Source organism: Qipengyuania sp. JB2-7, assembly GCF_055693485.1.
Genome location: NZ_CM146335.1, coordinates 2,144,545 through 2,159,228, shown reverse-complemented (window position 1 = coordinate 2,159,228; position 14,684 = coordinate 2,144,545). Strand labels below are relative to the sequence as shown.

Genomic DNA, 14,684 nt, shown 5'->3' with positions numbered 1-14,684 from the left:
GCGTTGATCCAACCGTCGTAGATCTTTTTCTTTCTAATTTCTGATTATGTCTAGAAAGACTCATGCTCCTGCGATTTCATCTGCATTGACCAAGGTAATTAAGACTCCTCCTGCCTTTACGCAGGTCGGTAAATATATTTCTAAATTAGCCATATAATTCAATTGTTTAAAACATTATCCTTGGGTGATTCGACTCGCTATGACGATGTACTTCTGTTTTCCATTTGGTTCGCAGGATAGTGAGTATCTGCTTATCGACAAGATGAGTGGTGTTGATGTACGTGGATCGCGAGAGTGAGCACAACAGAGCTCATTGCCTACGAATAGTATTCTGATCTTGCCGGCGTAGTGGATGTTGCGAGCACTTTGTGTGCTCTGTCTTGACTGCTCAAGCTCAGGGCAAAATTAAGGTGTTGGATGCCTGCGCTCGGAATACTTTGGTTCCGAGTGTCGCCGCACAGCGCCCCCTCATCACGGCCAATCAGATTCTCAGTTGAACGATTGAGAAAGCACATGAGCTCCGAAAATGGATGTGGTGACAAAAGGCTCCGGGTAAGCAATCTCAGTTCCACGTTAATCGTTTCAAAAAGAGATTTATTTGAATCGCCTATGAAAAGGTTAACGAAGTTCTTCGAGACTCTATCAATATTTCGTGTATCCTTCATTCATCTTTGAGTCGAAATCGGGGATGATCATGAAAAATGTAAGGTATTTTGTTACTGTAGGCACCATTGCTCTTTCAGCAGGACTGATCGCGATGCCAGTTAACGCAGCCAATGCGTCAGAGGAAAATGATCAAGTTTCTCTGGATGCGCGAAGTAGCTTTGAAGGTTTCAAAATACAGGCACTGCCGTCATCTATTTCTACGCCCGATATCCCACAGTTGCCCGATTTCAGTGTTCGTCGATCATATGAAGCCAATCCTGTTCCGCCCACGCGCGAGATTATATCGCGCGATGATGTCGGGCTTGAGGGTTCGGTCGACATTGGTGATACGCAACCTTCGGTCGTACAGCTTTTCATTCAGGACAACGTCGATGGCGGGGTATTCTTTAACTGTACCGGCACGGTCATTAATCCGCGAACTATCCTGACCGCTGCGCACTGCCTCAACAGCTCATCCTCGGAAAGCTATGGCTTGGCAGATGTGGCCGACGCGTCAGTGCTCGTGGCGACCGGCGTGGATACCAGTATTCGCTTGTTCGAGTATCTGGACTTCGGCTCTGGATATGCCGACGGGGGTGTTGCGACCAGCACCGATGTGGTGATCCACCCATCGTCCAACCTTGATAACGGCGCGCTGCCGTTCCCATGGGCAGATATCGCTTTTGTCGCGCTCGACGATCCAATCACAGACGTGCCGGCAATGCCGATCCTTCTGTCACCACTCACAGAACTGACTCACGTGGTACAAGTGGGCTATGGCGGCTTTGGCACTGCCGAGACTGGCGATATCGGGATTGGATTCCTGCGCCGGGTCGGCGAAAACATGCTGGGCGCGCAGGGCTCACCTGCGGATCTGATCGACACGATTTTCCCCGACTTCGCGCCGACCGCAGAGGCGGGAGAGGTAACGCAGGTCTTCCACTGGACTGATTTTGATAATCCTTTCCGCACGCCAGAGGAGCAGGCGGCATGCGAGTTCACAGGATCAAATATCAGCTGTGAGTCCCTCGCCGCCGTACAGGCGATTGACTGGTTTGATGGCGATGCATTGCCCAATGAAGTGGGCACCGCTGGCGGCGATAGCGGCTCGCCACTCATCGCCGACCAACTCGGCGGGCCTCCGGTCATCACGGCTGTCCTGAGCGGTGGGTTCGATTTCTTCGGGATCGGCAACACCTATAGCGACATCAGCTTTTACAATCCGCTCTTCCCGTTCTTTGAATTCATCACAGAGAACACGCCGTACAAATATGTCTCGGCGCGGCGTGGTTTCGGTCGCTGGTCTGATCCGCGTCACTGGACACAGGATCTCGATCCAGGTTTCCTGATCGATGATGGCAGCGGCAACCTGGTGAACGGAGTGCCCGGTGGTTCGGAAAGCGGTGTATATGAAACTGGTCCGAAGCTTGGCACTATTCTGGGTGAGGATATCTCCGGCTATGCTGATGTAGAATCATCAGCGTTGCCGCCAGAGGGCACGCCGAACTTCGGCAGTGAATTGCCGGAATCCTCTGCGTTGTTGGGGCCAGGTTCAAGAGGGTTTGTGCCCAATAACACCGACGGTACCCCCGGCGTTTCATTTGAAGCGCCCGCGCAGTATTTCGATGTTCTGCTTAACCGTTTCGGCAGCACGCTGGTGGATATCGACGTAGAAATCGACAAACTTGCACTCGACCACCGGTTCGCCAGCTTCCGCCTGCCCGAAGATCGCACCCTGACCGCGATCATTGGCTACGAACAGTTCAACGGAATTGCGCGCATTGACGGTCAGTTGAACGCTGGCCTGACCGCATTGTTCGGTGGTCTGACGACTGGCGAGGGCACGATTGCGAGCGAAGCTGTGTTCAACCTTGGCGCTGGCATCGCGCCAGGCGGGCTGTTCGGGATAGGCACGCTCACGATTGATGGCGATTATATCCAGACCAGCGAAGGCACGCTGCTAGCCAACCTGCGTTTTAATCGGCGACGGGGCAACAGTTCCGACCTGTTGCAGGTGACAGGGGATGCGAGCCTTGCGGGGAATCTCATCGTTTCAAAATCGGGCCGAACCCGCTTTGGTGATGAGTTCACCGTGCTCAGTGCAAGCTCAATCCTTGGTGAATTTGACAACACGCAATTGATCAGCTTCTCACCGTTGCTTTTCGCGGAATCGCGCGTGGAGGATGGCGACGTGCTGGTTGGCATCAACGCCCTGCGGCTTGGTGACCTGTTCTCCAGAACACCAAATTTCCGCTCACTCGGGGCGGCACTTGATACGCTGCGTTTTGAAGGGCGTTTCGATCAGTTCGCGGGCCTGTTTGACGTTGTGGATGGTGCGAGAGCGAGCAGTCTGGTGCCAACGCTGAGTTCGTTAATGCCAACGAGCGCTTTCAATCAGTCAACTCTGGCGACCAACTTCTCGCAACGCTTCACCGGGCAGATCAGTCAGCGCATGCTGTCTCTGCGCGGCGATAGCAAAGGCGTTGCTGGCTTCTCGTCGCTGGGTGGAACAGGTGTTGGCATCGCACAGACTGGCTCGGCGCCGGTCGGTCAATTGGGCTTTTTCAGCACGGTCAGTGGTCAATTCCTGGTCAGCGCAGAGGAGCGCAGCACCGGCACAAGCGCTTTAGAGGAAGCGGCATTTACGCAAGCGGGTGAATTGACACTTGGCGCCGATATGCGCGTCTCACCCGGCATCAGTGTCGGATTTGCGGTGACGAGCATCCGCAACTCAGCCGCAAACAACGGTGCCCGGTCTGGCAATGGTGACACCAGTGTCTCAGGCTCTTTCTACGCGGTACGGGCAAATGGGGCAGGGCTTTGTCGACGCATATGTCGGCTTCGCTCGTCAGGACTTCACGCTTGACCGTGCAAGTCAGGGCGATTTCAGCCTGGCATATGACACTGCACGAGGCCTTGCCAATGGCAGCCAGACCTTTGGCGGGGTTCGCACCGGGTTCGCGATCGACATTCTTTCAGGCTTGGAAGCTGGCCCGGTCGCAAGCCTGGATTACCTGCGCAATGATCTGAGTGGGTATACCGAGCTAGGCGCACGATCATTTGGTCTCAACGTTCAGGATCGGTCATTCACATCGCTTGGTGCAAAAGTCGGCATGATGGCATCACTTGATCGCGCTGTCGGTCAAACCGGTCGCCTGAGTGCATTCGGGTCTGTGGCTTATGCCCGCGAGCTGGCGGACAGCGAAGATGTTATCACGGCGAGCTTCTTCGGCGCACCAGATGTGCCGTTCAGCATCGTTAACGCGCTTGATCCTGAATGGGTGTCCATCAATGCTGGCGTTGACCTTTCGCTGAGCCAGCGTCTGAGCATCGGCGTGAGTGGGACGTCTGATCTCGGTCGCGGCCCGCTGACCAACAATCAAGGCCGCGTCAATGTAAGCTGGCGTTTCTAAGCGTCTGTGTCTTTATGCTAATCAATCGCGGGGGGCGTAACCGTCTCCCGCGATCTTTTGTCAGCTAGCTGGATAGCTCGCTGCGCATTGTTTTCAGCAGCGCGGCGATTTCCGGGTCAGCGCGCATAGCATCTGTCGTGCGCTCAACGATCTTTTGAAATTGCGGCGAGTGGCTGACAGTATCGCCAAACTCTTCGCTCAAGAGCGCACGGACAAAGCCCTGTGTGAAGTCCTCGTCAGACAAATCGCGGACGGCCCCCAGCGCGACCACTCGTTCTTGCTGAGTTAGCCCGCGGCTTTCGGTCTTCTGGGCTTTCTGCGTTTTGTCCGCTCGCTCACGCTTGGACATACGCTGGAGCTGATTGCGCACCAGCGCCATGACCTGTTCGGAGTTTGTGATCCGGGTCATGAGCTACAGTCCAGTCGCATCGTTATAGGCACTTAATTGATGGTCCGATTGCTGCCAAATTGCCCGAGGATGAGCGATGTGGCCGACAAGTTCTCATCATCGTCGCCATCTGGTGTTTCCGCCCGTTTCGCGGCAAGTTTATCGATCTCGCTGATCAGCAGACGAATGTCGCTGTTGAGCGGCTGGTTTTCCTGATTGAGCTTGATACCAGTTTCGAATTTGGCGACCGTCTCAGGAAACTCGTCACGAATGAGGTGAGTCATCCCCTCCACAAAAACGCGCAGATAATTGTCTTCGCTTTCTGCAAGTAACGGCCCCCAGGTCGAGAGCGCGCGCTCAGGCTCGCCGCTGGTAAGTTCAAAGAAGCCCAACTGATAGCGCGCAATGGCAAAGCCAGGTGCGATCTCGACCGCACGTTTCATCGCCTCATGCGCCTCAATCGGCTGCGACTTTCCGGCAAGAACCGAACCACGCATGAAGTGCAGTCGCGGATCGTCTGGATGCTCTGACAAGAGCGTATCGATTGGTTTCAGATCATCCTGGTCTTCGCTTTGGAGCTTCGCGACGAGAGCGTTGATGGCGTCGTCGCTGGCGAGTTGATCAGTCATTTTGTGTGTTTCCCATTGGATCAACGAAATTTGGACAGTGAAACGCGCAAACGTTTCAATGCTTGGCTATGGAGCTGTGAGATGCGACCTTTGCTGACGTCGAACAGCTTGGCAATCTCTGTGAACTGCACGCCGCGCTTATAATGATATTCGAGGATCAGGCGCTCGCGTTCCGGTAACCGTGACAGGCGGTTGTCGAGTTCGCTGACGAGCTGCTGCCACGATGCTGCATCATATGCCGATGGATCGTCGCTGGGCATGGCGTCGAGACCCGCATCGCCTGCGTCCTCCAGCATGAAGCCCATGGCAATACCGATGGCCAGCTCCCGTAAGACCTCCAGAGTATCTGCTGTGTCAGACGACGCGCTTTGTTTAAGAGACCGCATGCGGTTGCGTTCAATGCGCTTTTTGGCACTGTAAAGCGCGGTGGCTTCGGTCGTCTTGGACAAGGTGTTGTGGATTGCGCCGCGGATGCGCAGCCGTGCGAAAGCAGTAAAGGGCACGCCTTTGTGCGGATCATAACGATCTATTGATTGCAGCAGCGCCTCGAACGCGACCTGCTCGCAATCCATCCTGTCGATGCCCAAATCACCGATCTTGCGCCACTCACCAGTCGCAAGTTTGCGTGCGAAATCCTGATACCGGTCAAACAGGATCCCGCGCGTTTTGGGAGACGGCTTTTCGATGTGGCGGCGCCAGTCTGCGGCCTCAGCGCGCTCATCACGCACAAGCAATTGCAGACCTTGCGAAGAGCCTCTCTCGGCCATTACCCGAAGCTGCCTAACAGGCCCTCCATCACCAGGCTCCAGCCATCGATCAGGATGAACATCAATACCTTTATGGGTAGCGATATGGTTTGCGGTGGCACCATCATCATACCGAGCGATAACAGGATTGAGGCGACCACGAGATCAATCAACAAAAACGGCAGCAGGATGACAAAGCCAATCGTGAAGGCCACGCGTAATTCGTTCATGATGAAGGCCGGGATAAGTTTGAGCAGCTCAACTTCCTCGGCCGTTTCGGGCAATTGTGTATCGGCGATCGAGTAGACCAGCTCAATATCCCGCTCGCGCGTGTGTCGCAGCATAAACGTCTTTATCGGACCGCCCGCGCCATCCATGGCCTGCTGCATGTCGGCGGTCCCCTCCATGAATGGAGTGAGGCCATTGTCATTCACCTGATTGAGTGTTGGGCCCATCAGGAATGCGGTCATGAACAACGCCAGGCTGGTCAGGACGATGTTCGGCGGTGTCTGCGGCATGCCAAAAGCATGGCGGACCATCGCCAGTACGATGACGATGCGTAGGAAGCTGGTGGTGGTGACGATGAATGCAGGGACGATGGCGAGAAGCGTCAGGATCAGCGCAGTGCGCGTCACCTCGGTTTCGACATTGTTTCCGGTCGCAACGTCCGGGGTTGCCGCGTTCAGCGCGGTCTCTGCAATGGCGGCAGCGGCGAAGGCAGGCGAAGCCAGCAGCGCCCCGCAAACCAGCCCGATGATCAGAATGACGAGACGGAGTGTCATGCGCTGTCTCCATCCGTCTCATCAACAAAGCGGTCGATCTCGGTCGCTCCGTTAGCGCCGACATGCAGCAGGTAGTTCTGCTCACCCCGTTTCAGCACGATAACCTGGCTGTTTGGCGCGATGGTAAGGCGCTGTGTGATGTGGAGTCGTTCAGACTGCGAACTTGCGCTCTCATTGGTCCCTGCAATCGAGCTTCCAATCCGATCCGGCATCAGCGGCATGCCATTGCGCACGCGGATAAACCCGATCGCTGCCACTGCGAGCGCGATGCAAAACAGGAAGGCCAGGATAATCCGCAGCCACGGAATATCCGGGTCGCTACCCGTCGCGAAGTGCGTGGTTTCGCGCGCGGCGGCAGTGAGGTGAAACAGAGCTGACATCGACGGTTCCGCTGAGGTTCGGTCAGCCGATCTCGGTCAGGCGGATAGCAAACTTGTCATCCACCGTTACAATCTCGCCGCGCGCGATGGTTTTGCCATTCACGCGAATATCAACCGGGTCCGCCGGGCTGCGATCCAGAGTGATTACATCGCCCTTCGTCATGTCGTTCAGGCGACCGATTGAGATGTTTCCGCCGCCCAAAATGGCTTCGCAATTCACCTCGACGTGATCGACCAGTTTAGCGCGCGTCGCACCCACTTTCGTTTTCTTGGTTTTTGTCGCTTCGGTCATGAAACCTCCTGTAATTCCAGAGTTACTTTTCCGCTGTCTTCGCCAAGGCGAAAGGGTAGGGTGGTGGGCTGTTCATCAATGGTCAGCAAAGCTGGGTCTCCGGCGGCGTTATCGAGCACGATTATGTCGCCGATCTCGAGCTGTTCGATTTCTTGCACGGTCAGCGAAGATTGACCGAGCGATGCCGCGACTGGGACGCACTCGTCATCATAACCATCGCGCCGAGATGCGAGTTCGGCCAAATCCGATCTGCTGGAAAAAGACTGGCGGACAATCTGGACCAGGTCCGCAGCACCGCACTCCACCGCCAATTGTGCGCCGCCGACAACGCCAATCAGCAAGGAATAGCTCGCACCATTTGTGATCGAGTATGCCAATGGCGTCGTTATCTCGGTGCCAAGGCTTCCCTCAATCCGCATCTGCAAATCGTCGAGTGCTTTTGCCGCGACCCGCCGCATCAGTCGCAAGTCTTGCTCTGTATATTTCGGCTGTTTTTTTGCGTTGAGCAGGGCCAGCGCGAGAGACTGTAACGCCTGTGGTTTGCCCTTAATCTGTAAACGTGCCGCGTCACGCAGAACCGCCCACTCTTTCGCGTTTGGACGTCCAACCGCGTCCCAGGTACCCAGCACTTGCCAGCCGTTCTTGCCGAACCATTCCTCCGACCAGGCGGCGACGATCCTTTCAAAAGGTTCGGCTGCCCGGCGCGAGGTCAGGCAACTCGCGGGGAGCCAGGGTGTGCATTGAGTTGCGCCAGACACTAGCCCTGACCCCTGATGCCGAAGAGCTGCTGAATCATATCATTAGTGACAGAGATGATCTGGCTGCTCGCCTGGAACCCACGCTGAATCAGGATCAAATCGCTAAACTGGTTGCCCAGATCGACATTGGATGCCTCGAGGCGTTGGGAGAGGATTGAGCCAACTCGGCTATCGCTAGCCGCCAGAAATTGTCTCTGACCAAATCCCGAATACGCAAACAGCGCATTGCCGCGTTCTTCCAACGCTTGCGGGTCACGAAAATCAGCGATGGCGACCGCGCCCAGCTCGCGGGTTTCCTCATTGCTGTAGGTTATTTCGAGCTGGCCTTCGTTGTTGACGGTCAGTGTCGCAAGCGCGCCGGTCGCATGGCCATCAATATCATTGGCACGCAATGTGGATACTGAGCCTGAGGAGAAGGATGTCACGCTCTCAGTGAAGTCAAGCGTGATGGTAATTCCGTTGTCTTCGTCTTCGAACTCCAGCTCGCCGCCGCCAGGCTTAATCTGGCCGTTTTCAAACTCCAATGTCTGAATGCCGACCTCATCACCGTCGGCATTGGTAACTGTGACTGACCATCGGTCGTTCTCGGTCTCGGGCCGTGCAAACGCGATTGACCAGACCTGTTCCTCTCCATTCGGCCCAAACACCGTCAGATCAGGGATGCTGTATTCTGTGGCGGTAGAGGACAGGTTATCGGCAAAAGCGATGCGTTGAGTCGCCTCGGGTGCATCCGTGCGGAAGCTGTCGATATTGAGCGCGACCGGGCGCCCTTTCTCGTCCAGCACGGCGAGGCGATTGTCGCTGCCTTGCAGGACGATGTAGCCATCATCGTCGACCGCAAAGCTGCCCGTGCGGGCATAGAGCTGTTCATTGCCATCAAGCAGCACGAAGAAACCATTGCCATCGATCGCAAGGTCAAGGTCGCGCCCGGTCTGCCGCAATTCGCCCTGATCGAAATTGGTTGCAATTTCGTCGACTGAAACGCCGTGCCCGCTGCCAGTCTGGCCATTGCCGAACTCAAGCCCGCCCTCGCTGCCAGTGCCATAGACATTGCTGAAGGTAACGTCCTTCGCCTTGAAGCCCTGCGTATTGAGGTTGCTGACATTGTTACTGACGGTCTCAAGCCCGCGCGAATAGGCGTTGAGGCCGGACATCCCGATGTAAATGGAACCAAACATCACTGGGTCTCCCTGATTTGACTGACATTGCCGAGTGGCAGGCCGCTAATGGTTGCGCCGTCGGCTGTTTCGATGGTGAGTGCTGGTGAGCCGTTCTGGAAAGCGACGGCCGTGACGCGGCCGGTAAGCTGGCCTGATCCCGCCGCGACATCGACGGTACGTCCCAGAAGATTGGCGGCTTGCCCAGTGGATTGTGCTGCGACGAGCACTTCCAGATTATCGCTCATTTCCTGCGTTTGTTGGATCTGCGAAAACTGCGCGAGCTGAGAGACGAACTCGAAATTGTCCATCGGCTCCAACGGGTCTTGATATGTCAGCTGCGTGAGCACGATTTGCAGCAGGCTTTCAAAACCAAGCCCGAACTGATCGGTCGCATCGGTGCCGCCTTGCGTGTTCGGCTGATTGACGGGCTGGGACGGGCCGCTGGGTGGAATTGCTGGGACTTCTTGCATGCTAGCCAGCCCCAGCCTGCGAAGTCATGACAACCGGCAGGTCTGCCAAACCATAGCTGCGCAGCGCGGTCCGAATGTCTTTGGCCAGCCGTTCCTGTTCGGATTGAGTGAGCTGGAGGCCTCGGGTCGCTACGCGGTATTCAGATGCCGATGCGATCAATTGCGCGAACAGTTGAGCACGGGCCTGGAGCTGCGGCGAAAGCTGGGTGGCGCTGGCTTTTGTGGCGGGCTGTTCGGGGGCAATGTGGGCTTTGGTGTGTGGCTGTGGCTGACTCGTCTGGCCGACAGATGCGGGAGCCGGTTTCTGCGTGCCTGAAATCCCGGAAGATTGTGCCCGCGCGACGGCAATCGGCGCGGCGTTGCCTAGCAATTTGGCGGTGCGCGGGTTGGTATCTCTCAGGCCTTCACCTTGGCGGCGATACTCTGGCTCTGGGTCCAGTTGATCGAAAGCCGCTGTCGCTTCGGAGACCTGACCTTTTGTGGTGACTGACGTAGCAAGAACGGCCTCAGTTGCGCTTTCCTCGACAGCCAGATTGGTCAGCGGATCGGTCGCTGAAGGTCCAACAATGGGCTGCGCATCAAACGAGACGGCATCTTCTCCGATAACGACGTCGAGGCTGTAATACTGGTCGGCCGACGCCAACGTCGCGCCTGCTTGCAGCAGTCTCAGATGCGGCGAAATATGTTCTTGCGCATGAGCTTCGAGTTCACGCCCCGAGAGGCCCTGATTTCCCGTATTGATGCTGCCGTAGATGCGGCCAAATGCGCCATCCAACTGCTTAGCATTGGCGCCATCGCGATCTGACGATTGCGTGCCTTTGCCATTTGCTGACGGCAAGACAGACAGATGAGACGGACCCACGTTCATGGCTGATTTCCTCGCTTGAGCGCTGCGCGTAAAGAGTTGCCTTGCGACTGAGCGCGATCATCACGGCGTTGCGCCTCAGAGCGCCGCAAAGCTTTGCCTTGGTGTGCAAGATGGTCGGAACGATATTGCGCCTCAGCCCAGCCTTTACGTGCGGCCTTTTCCTCGACCTTAGCGTCGGCCAGAGCCTGCTCGCTTACGTCCAGATTATACTCTGCATTGGCGAGTGATCCGGTCGCGAGAAGCATGCGATCAGGGCAGAAAGTCGGTGAACTAAAGATATGCGAAAGATGCGCTTCAGCAGCGTCCTTTTTGCTTCCAAACTCCGCCGCAGTCTCCGCTTTCTTTGTGCAGTCATTTTTTGCCGCATTGACGGCACTTTGGCACCGCTGTTCTTTGAGTGCCTGCAGTGCGGCTAGCTCCGCGATATGTGCCGAGGTGGTCATGCTGCGCCCCCTTGCGCAACGCATTGCATCAGTTTCGCATCGGTATCTTTCAGCCCATTGCGGTCCGGGCTTTTCTGGCGAACAAAATCAGTGATCTTTGGTTGCAAAGTGATCGCACGATCAATCGCTGCGTTCGAGCCCGATTGATAAATGCCGCTTTCGATCATCGCGCGCGCATCTTCGTACTCGGCAAAGTTGCGCTTCAAGGTGTTCGCGGCTGCTTGTGTGCGCTCATCCAGAACCTGATCCGAAACTCGGCTGACTGATGCCGCGATATCGATGGCGGGATAGTGTCCCTTTTCCGCCAATTTTCGTGACAGGATGATGTGCCCGTCCAGGATCGATTTCATCGTTTCGACTATTGGGTCATCGACGTCATCCGTTTCACTCAGCACGGTAAAGATGCCGGTGATGGAGCCGCTTTCTTTGATTGCGCCGCAACGCTCAATGAAGCTGGGCAGGGCGGCGAACACATTGGGCGTATAGGAGCGGACGGACGGCGGTTCGCCCGCAGCGAGACCAATCTCACGCAGAGCCATCGCGAGCCGCGTGATCGAGTCTACGAAAAGGACTACATGCTTGCCTCGCGCGCGCCATGCTTCGCACAGCGCCAGCGCTTGATGCATGGCGCGAACCCGCGCACTGGCGCTTTCGTCGGACGTGGCAGCAACCAATGTGGTTTTTTCGCGCTGATCGTTCTTGCGGTGCATTGCCCAAAGGCGTTCGACTTCTCGCCCGCGCTCGCCGATCAGGCAGGCAACGATATGATCGCATTCGATCCTGGTTGAGAGCTGCTCAATGAGCGTTGTTTTGCCGACACCGCTCGCGGCAAAGATTCCAATGCGCTGCCCTTTCGCGATGGGTAGCAAGCCGTCAATCGCGCGCAGACCTGTAACAACGCGTTCCGGGACAATCGTTTTCGCGAGCGCGGCTGTGTCGCCTTGAGCCACATGAGGCCGCGCCAAAACTGGCCCTTCGCCGTCAATCGGGGCGCCAAATCCATTCACGGCTCGGCCCGCGAAGGCATCACCGCTGCGAAACACGGAATGCGCCTCCGACCGACGGACTTTTGCACCCGGCAACACCGCGTCAATTGGCCCTAGTGGTAAGAGGCTGATGCGGCGTTGCTCAACCGCGACAACCTCGGCCAAAGGCGCATCGTCGTCGTCTCCGATCAGGCACATGTCGCCGACCGCACATAAAGGCCCACTAGCCGTGATGCCGCTTTGCCCAAGCGTTAACACCTTGCCGGAGAACTCGGCAAAGTCGCTCGCCTTAAGCATATCGAGCAGGTGCGCCGGTTTGCTCATGCCGGTTCTTCCGCAGCTGTCAGTTCGCGCAGCAACGCATCGGCTCGTTTAGCTTGAAGCGGAATCGAGGCATCAAGTGCACCCAGTTGCAGGTCGAAGATGCACGCGCCGGATTTTAATGTAGCGTCGGTTTGCACCTCGACGGAGCCAAGATGCTGGCGCATCTCGTGCAGCAGGATTCCATCTGCATAATCCTGTTCACTGACGCGAACCTTCAGGATGTCGGACCCTGCGAGATTGGCCTGCCAGTGCATCATGGTTTCATTGACCATCCCGGCATACTGGCTGCTTTCACCGAGGATGCGCGCTATTGCCGCACGCGCCAGATCCGCTGCAAAATCCAGCTTTGCATCTAATGCGGCGAGTGTGTCGGCGCTGGCTTGCTTCATGGATTTTTCGAGAAGTTCCAGGCGTTCCCGATCGCTCTTGGCTGCCTCTTCGCGGCCAAGTTTACGCCCTTCCTCAACACCCTTCTTGTGAGCATCATCGGCGTCCGATTGCGCGGCGGAGGTCGCCTTGGACAGCGCCTCTTCCAGCTCCGATATACGCCGGGATAGAGCCAAGCGATCTTCTCTTGCGCTTGCACGTGTGGGTGCAGATTGACCGTCGCCAGATGAATGCTGCTGGAGAGGTTCCTGAGTTCGATCACGTGCCGAACCATCCGGTACGCTCTCGGTACTTGGCACTGCGAAATGGAATGCCCGTACTGCGCGGGTTTGGTGAGAGGAGGGCTTCAACACGTTCATCGTGCGCCATCCCCCGAGTGACCGAGCATTTCAGAGAGACGGTTCAACACGCCGCGCCATCCGCTGCGAGGCTCTACACCCTGGGCGCTGATCATCGCTTGGTGTTCATTTGCCAGGACATCCGCTGTCTTGGGTGTGAGCGTTGAATTTGCGCCTGTAACGGACGCTTCAACTAAGTCGGCCAGCCACGGAGAATAGCCAAGAAACTGGCGATCCGCGCGCCGTTGACGTTCTGCCTCTGCGGCCTGCTCGGCGTCCTCCTCCGCAACCGCTTTCTCAAACGCTGCGCGCTCTTCTGCGGAAAAGCTTTCAAGAACCGCCTTACGGTCGGCTTTGCCGAGGCTGCTGAACCGCTCCAGCAATTCAGGGAGGGCGTCATTGCGGTCAGCCATGCGACGCTCCGGGACGTTCAGCGGAGGCATTCTTCAGCAATTCAGCAAAGCCACTTGCTTCCTCTTGTGCGAGGCGGCGGCGGGGCCAGATTACGAATGCGGCCAGTCCCAGCAGAATCAGCATGATGATAGTCCAGCGCGACAGAAGCATGCCAAGGAAGTCATCGGATATTGCCCAGCTGCCACTAGCGTCTTCGCTGCTCGCGGGTATCGCGCTTGATGCTTCGGAAAGAACTGGTGCTCCGATCGGTAAAGAGCCGGTCAGTGCGCCGGTCGTATATGTCAGAACGTCACCGCGACGCTCAGCCAATTCCAACGCATCAACCAACGCGGATTTGATGACGTCCTGCTCCTCTTCACCCAGTGATTGGGGCGTGCGGACCTGCACTCGCAAAGCAGTGGTTTCGCGGTCGGGCGCAGCGCGGACCGGCGCTGTAGCCGCGTTTTCTTCGCCGTCTTCGTCGGCTGGTTGAGGGGAGGGTGCCGGGGCACGTGGACGCGCTGCGACAGTCAGGTCAAACTGCATGCCTGGCAGCACGTCCTCAATCGCCTTGCGGGCCTTGATTGTGTAAAGATTTTCGAGTGCTCCACGCTCGCTAGTCAGAGCCGTATTGCCCTCGGTAGACACGGGAGCGGCTGCACTCACCAGATCGCCATTCTCATCCAGAATTGCGACGTCAAAAGTGGCGAGGCCCGGTACAGAGGACGCCACCAGCTGGCGGATCCCGCCAACCCTTTGCGGGGAAAGCTGGAAGCCCGGGACCATCTCGATGGTGACAGCCGCAGTCGGCGTGCCCTGCGCGGCACGAAACACACTGCGTTCGGGAATGGCGAGGTGGACCCGGGCAAACTCAATACCGCCCATCATCATGATGGTGCGCGACAATTCCCCCTGCATGGCGCGCTGGAAATTGATCTTCTGAGCAAATTCAGTGAGGCCCATATCGCTGTCATTGAACAGCTCGAAACCAACCGTGCCGCCCATCGAAACATTGGATCCAGCTACAACCACGCGCGCTTGTGCAGCCTGTTCGTCAGGCACCAGAATATCATGCCCTTCATTGGCCAGCCGATAGGGAATCCCCGCATCCTCCAGCTCTGTCACGATGGCAGAGGCGTCGGCTTCACGGATGTTCTGATAGGCTGGCACATATTCGGTGCGCAGAAATGCGAACCACAATATTGCGAGGATCGCGACCACGGCTGCGAAAATCAGCAATATCGGGCGCAGTTGTCGGGTATCGGTTGGCATGGCTCAGTGC

Annotated in this window: 17 protein-coding genes; 2 read left to right on the top strand and 15 right to left on the bottom strand. The window is 56.8% G+C overall.

Annotated features, from left to right (window positions below):
• The first annotated feature begins 694 nt into the window (after window positions 1–694).
• Window positions 695–3,511: a trypsin-like serine protease gene (locus ACZ1GM_RS10780; protein ID WP_472676462.1), complete on the top strand. Its 2,817-nt coding sequence runs from the start codon at window positions 695–697 to the stop codon at window positions 3,509–3,511.
• The gene (locus tag ACZ1GM_RS10775; protein ID WP_472676461.1) at window positions 3,420–4,058 is read left to right on the top strand and encodes an autotransporter domain-containing protein; all 639 of its coding nucleotides are present in this window, start codon (window positions 3,420–3,422) and stop codon (window positions 4,056–4,058) included. Before ACZ1GM_RS10780 ends, ACZ1GM_RS10775 begins: the two co-directional genes overlap by 92 nt.
• Before the next feature lie 64 nt (window positions 4,059–4,122).
• On the opposite strand, the gene ACZ1GM_RS10770 is transcribed toward ACZ1GM_RS10775, so the two are convergent.
• The 15 genes from ACZ1GM_RS10770 to fliF form a co-directional block, all read right to left on the bottom strand.
• Window positions 4,123–4,467, bottom strand: a complete 345-nt coding sequence (locus tag ACZ1GM_RS10770) for a hypothetical protein (RefSeq protein ID WP_472676460.1) — start codon at window positions 4,465–4,467, stop codon at window positions 4,123–4,125.
• 32 nt (window positions 4,468–4,499) lie between these two features.
• Window positions 4,500–5,075 carry a tetratricopeptide repeat protein gene (locus tag ACZ1GM_RS10765; RefSeq protein WP_472676459.1) on the bottom strand — a complete coding sequence of 192 codons (576 nt, stop codon included), beginning with the start codon at window positions 5,073–5,075 and terminating at the stop codon, window positions 4,500–4,502.
• Window positions 5,076–5,095: 20 nt separating this feature from the next.
• Window positions 5,096–5,842, bottom strand: a complete 747-nt coding sequence (locus ACZ1GM_RS10760; protein WP_472676458.1) for a sigma-70 family RNA polymerase sigma factor — start codon at window positions 5,840–5,842, stop codon at window positions 5,096–5,098.
• Entirely contained in the window at window positions 5,842–6,603 is a 762-nt protein-coding gene (gene fliP, locus ACZ1GM_RS10755) for a flagellar type III secretion system pore protein FliP (RefSeq protein WP_472676457.1), read from the bottom strand. The genes ACZ1GM_RS10760 and fliP overlap by 1 nt, the downstream gene beginning before the upstream one ends.
• Window positions 6,600–6,983, bottom strand: coding sequence for a hypothetical protein (locus ACZ1GM_RS10750; protein ID WP_472676456.1), 384 nt, complete (start codon window positions 6,981–6,983; stop codon window positions 6,600–6,602). The genes fliP and ACZ1GM_RS10750 overlap by 4 nt, the downstream gene beginning before the upstream one ends.
• Window positions 6,984–7,005: 22 nt before the next feature.
• Window positions 7,006–7,275, bottom strand: coding sequence for a FliM/FliN family flagellar motor switch protein (locus ACZ1GM_RS10745; RefSeq protein WP_472676455.1), 270 nt, complete (start codon window positions 7,273–7,275; stop codon window positions 7,006–7,008).
• Window positions 7,272–8,033, bottom strand: coding sequence for a FliM/FliN family flagellar motor C-terminal domain-containing protein (locus ACZ1GM_RS10740; protein WP_472676454.1), 762 nt, complete (start codon window positions 8,031–8,033; stop codon window positions 7,272–7,274). The genes ACZ1GM_RS10745 and ACZ1GM_RS10740 overlap by 4 nt, the downstream gene beginning before the upstream one ends.
• Window positions 8,033–9,211, bottom strand: coding sequence for a flagellar basal-body rod protein FlgF (gene flgF, locus ACZ1GM_RS10735; RefSeq protein ID WP_472676453.1), 1,179 nt, complete (start codon window positions 9,209–9,211; stop codon window positions 8,033–8,035). Before flgF ends, ACZ1GM_RS10740 begins: the two co-directional genes overlap by 1 nt.
• Window positions 9,211–9,663: a flagellar hook assembly protein FlgD gene (locus tag ACZ1GM_RS10730; RefSeq protein WP_472676452.1), complete on the bottom strand. Its 453-nt coding sequence runs from the start codon at window positions 9,661–9,663 to the stop codon at window positions 9,211–9,213. The genes flgF and ACZ1GM_RS10730 overlap by 1 nt, the downstream gene beginning before the upstream one ends.
• A 1-nt stretch (window position 9,664) precedes the next feature.
• Entirely contained in the window at window positions 9,665–10,531 is an 867-nt protein-coding gene (locus ACZ1GM_RS10725) for a hypothetical protein (protein ID WP_472676451.1), read from the bottom strand.
• On the bottom strand, window positions 10,528–10,974 hold the full coding sequence (locus ACZ1GM_RS10720; RefSeq protein WP_472676450.1) for a hypothetical protein: 447 nt from the start codon (window positions 10,972–10,974) through the stop codon (window positions 10,528–10,530). Before ACZ1GM_RS10720 ends, ACZ1GM_RS10725 begins: the two co-directional genes overlap by 4 nt.
• On the bottom strand, window positions 10,971–12,284 hold the full coding sequence (locus tag ACZ1GM_RS10715) for a FliI/YscN family ATPase (RefSeq protein WP_472676449.1): 1,314 nt from the start codon (window positions 12,282–12,284) through the stop codon (window positions 10,971–10,973). Before ACZ1GM_RS10715 ends, ACZ1GM_RS10720 begins: the two co-directional genes overlap by 4 nt.
• The gene (locus ACZ1GM_RS10710; RefSeq protein WP_472676448.1) at window positions 12,281–12,847 is read right to left on the bottom strand and encodes a FliH/SctL family protein; all 567 of its coding nucleotides are present in this window, start codon (window positions 12,845–12,847) and stop codon (window positions 12,281–12,283) included. The genes ACZ1GM_RS10715 and ACZ1GM_RS10710 overlap by 4 nt, the downstream gene beginning before the upstream one ends.
• A gap of 179 nt (window positions 12,848–13,026) precedes the next feature.
• The gene (locus tag ACZ1GM_RS10705; protein WP_472676447.1) at window positions 13,027–13,422 is read right to left on the bottom strand and encodes a hypothetical protein; all 396 of its coding nucleotides are present in this window, start codon (window positions 13,420–13,422) and stop codon (window positions 13,027–13,029) included.
• The gene (gene fliF / locus ACZ1GM_RS10700) at window positions 13,415–14,674 is read right to left on the bottom strand and encodes a flagellar basal-body MS-ring/collar protein FliF (protein WP_472676446.1); all 1,260 of its coding nucleotides are present in this window, start codon (window positions 14,672–14,674) and stop codon (window positions 13,415–13,417) included. The genes ACZ1GM_RS10705 and fliF overlap by 8 nt, the downstream gene beginning before the upstream one ends.
• Window positions 14,675–14,684 lie beyond the last annotated feature (10 nt).

What these genes read in the sequence shown, in the direction of transcription:
- ACZ1GM_RS10780 (WP_472676462.1), top strand. Translation starts at nt 695, where the DNA reads ATGAAAAATGTAAGGTATTTTGTTACTGTAGGCACCATTGCTCTTTCA.
- ACZ1GM_RS10770 (WP_472676460.1), bottom strand. Translation starts at nt 4,467, where the DNA reads ATGACCCGGATCACAAACTCCGAACAGGTCATGGCGCTGGTGCGCAAT.
- ACZ1GM_RS10765 (WP_472676459.1), bottom strand. Translation starts at nt 5,075, where the DNA reads ATGACTGATCAACTCGCCAGCGACGACGCCATCAACGCTCTCGTCGCG.
- ACZ1GM_RS10760 (WP_472676458.1), bottom strand. Translation starts at nt 5,842, where the DNA reads ATGGCCGAGAGAGGCTCTTCGCAAGGTCTGCAATTGCTTGTGCGTGAT.
- fliP (WP_472676457.1), bottom strand. Translation starts at nt 6,603, where the DNA reads ATGACACTCCGTCTCGTCATTCTGATCATCGGGCTGGTTTGCGGGGCG.
- ACZ1GM_RS10750 (WP_472676456.1), bottom strand. Translation starts at nt 6,983, where the DNA reads ATGTCAGCTCTGTTTCACCTCACTGCCGCCGCGCGCGAAACCACGCAC.
- ACZ1GM_RS10745 (WP_472676455.1), bottom strand. Translation starts at nt 7,275, where the DNA reads ATGACCGAAGCGACAAAAACCAAGAAAACGAAAGTGGGTGCGACGCGC.
- flgF (WP_472676453.1), bottom strand. Translation starts at nt 9,211, where the DNA reads ATGTTTGGTTCCATTTACATCGGGATGTCCGGCCTCAACGCCTATTCG.
- ACZ1GM_RS10730 (WP_472676452.1), bottom strand. Translation starts at nt 9,663, where the DNA reads ATGCAAGAAGTCCCAGCAATTCCACCCAGCGGCCCGTCCCAGCCCGTC.
- ACZ1GM_RS10725 (WP_472676451.1), bottom strand. Translation starts at nt 10,531, where the DNA reads ATGAACGTGGGTCCGTCTCATCTGTCTGTCTTGCCGTCAGCAAATGGC.
- ACZ1GM_RS10720 (WP_472676450.1), bottom strand. Translation starts at nt 10,974, where the DNA reads ATGACCACCTCGGCACATATCGCGGAGCTAGCCGCACTGCAGGCACTC.
- ACZ1GM_RS10715 (WP_472676449.1), bottom strand. Translation starts at nt 12,284, where the DNA reads ATGAGCAAACCGGCGCACCTGCTCGATATGCTTAAGGCGAGCGACTTT.
- ACZ1GM_RS10705 (WP_472676447.1), bottom strand. Translation starts at nt 13,422, where the DNA reads ATGGCTGACCGCAATGACGCCCTCCCTGAATTGCTGGAGCGGTTCAGC.
- fliF (WP_472676446.1), bottom strand. Translation starts at nt 14,674, where the DNA reads ATGCCAACCGATACCCGACAACTGCGCCCGATATTGCTGATTTTCGCA.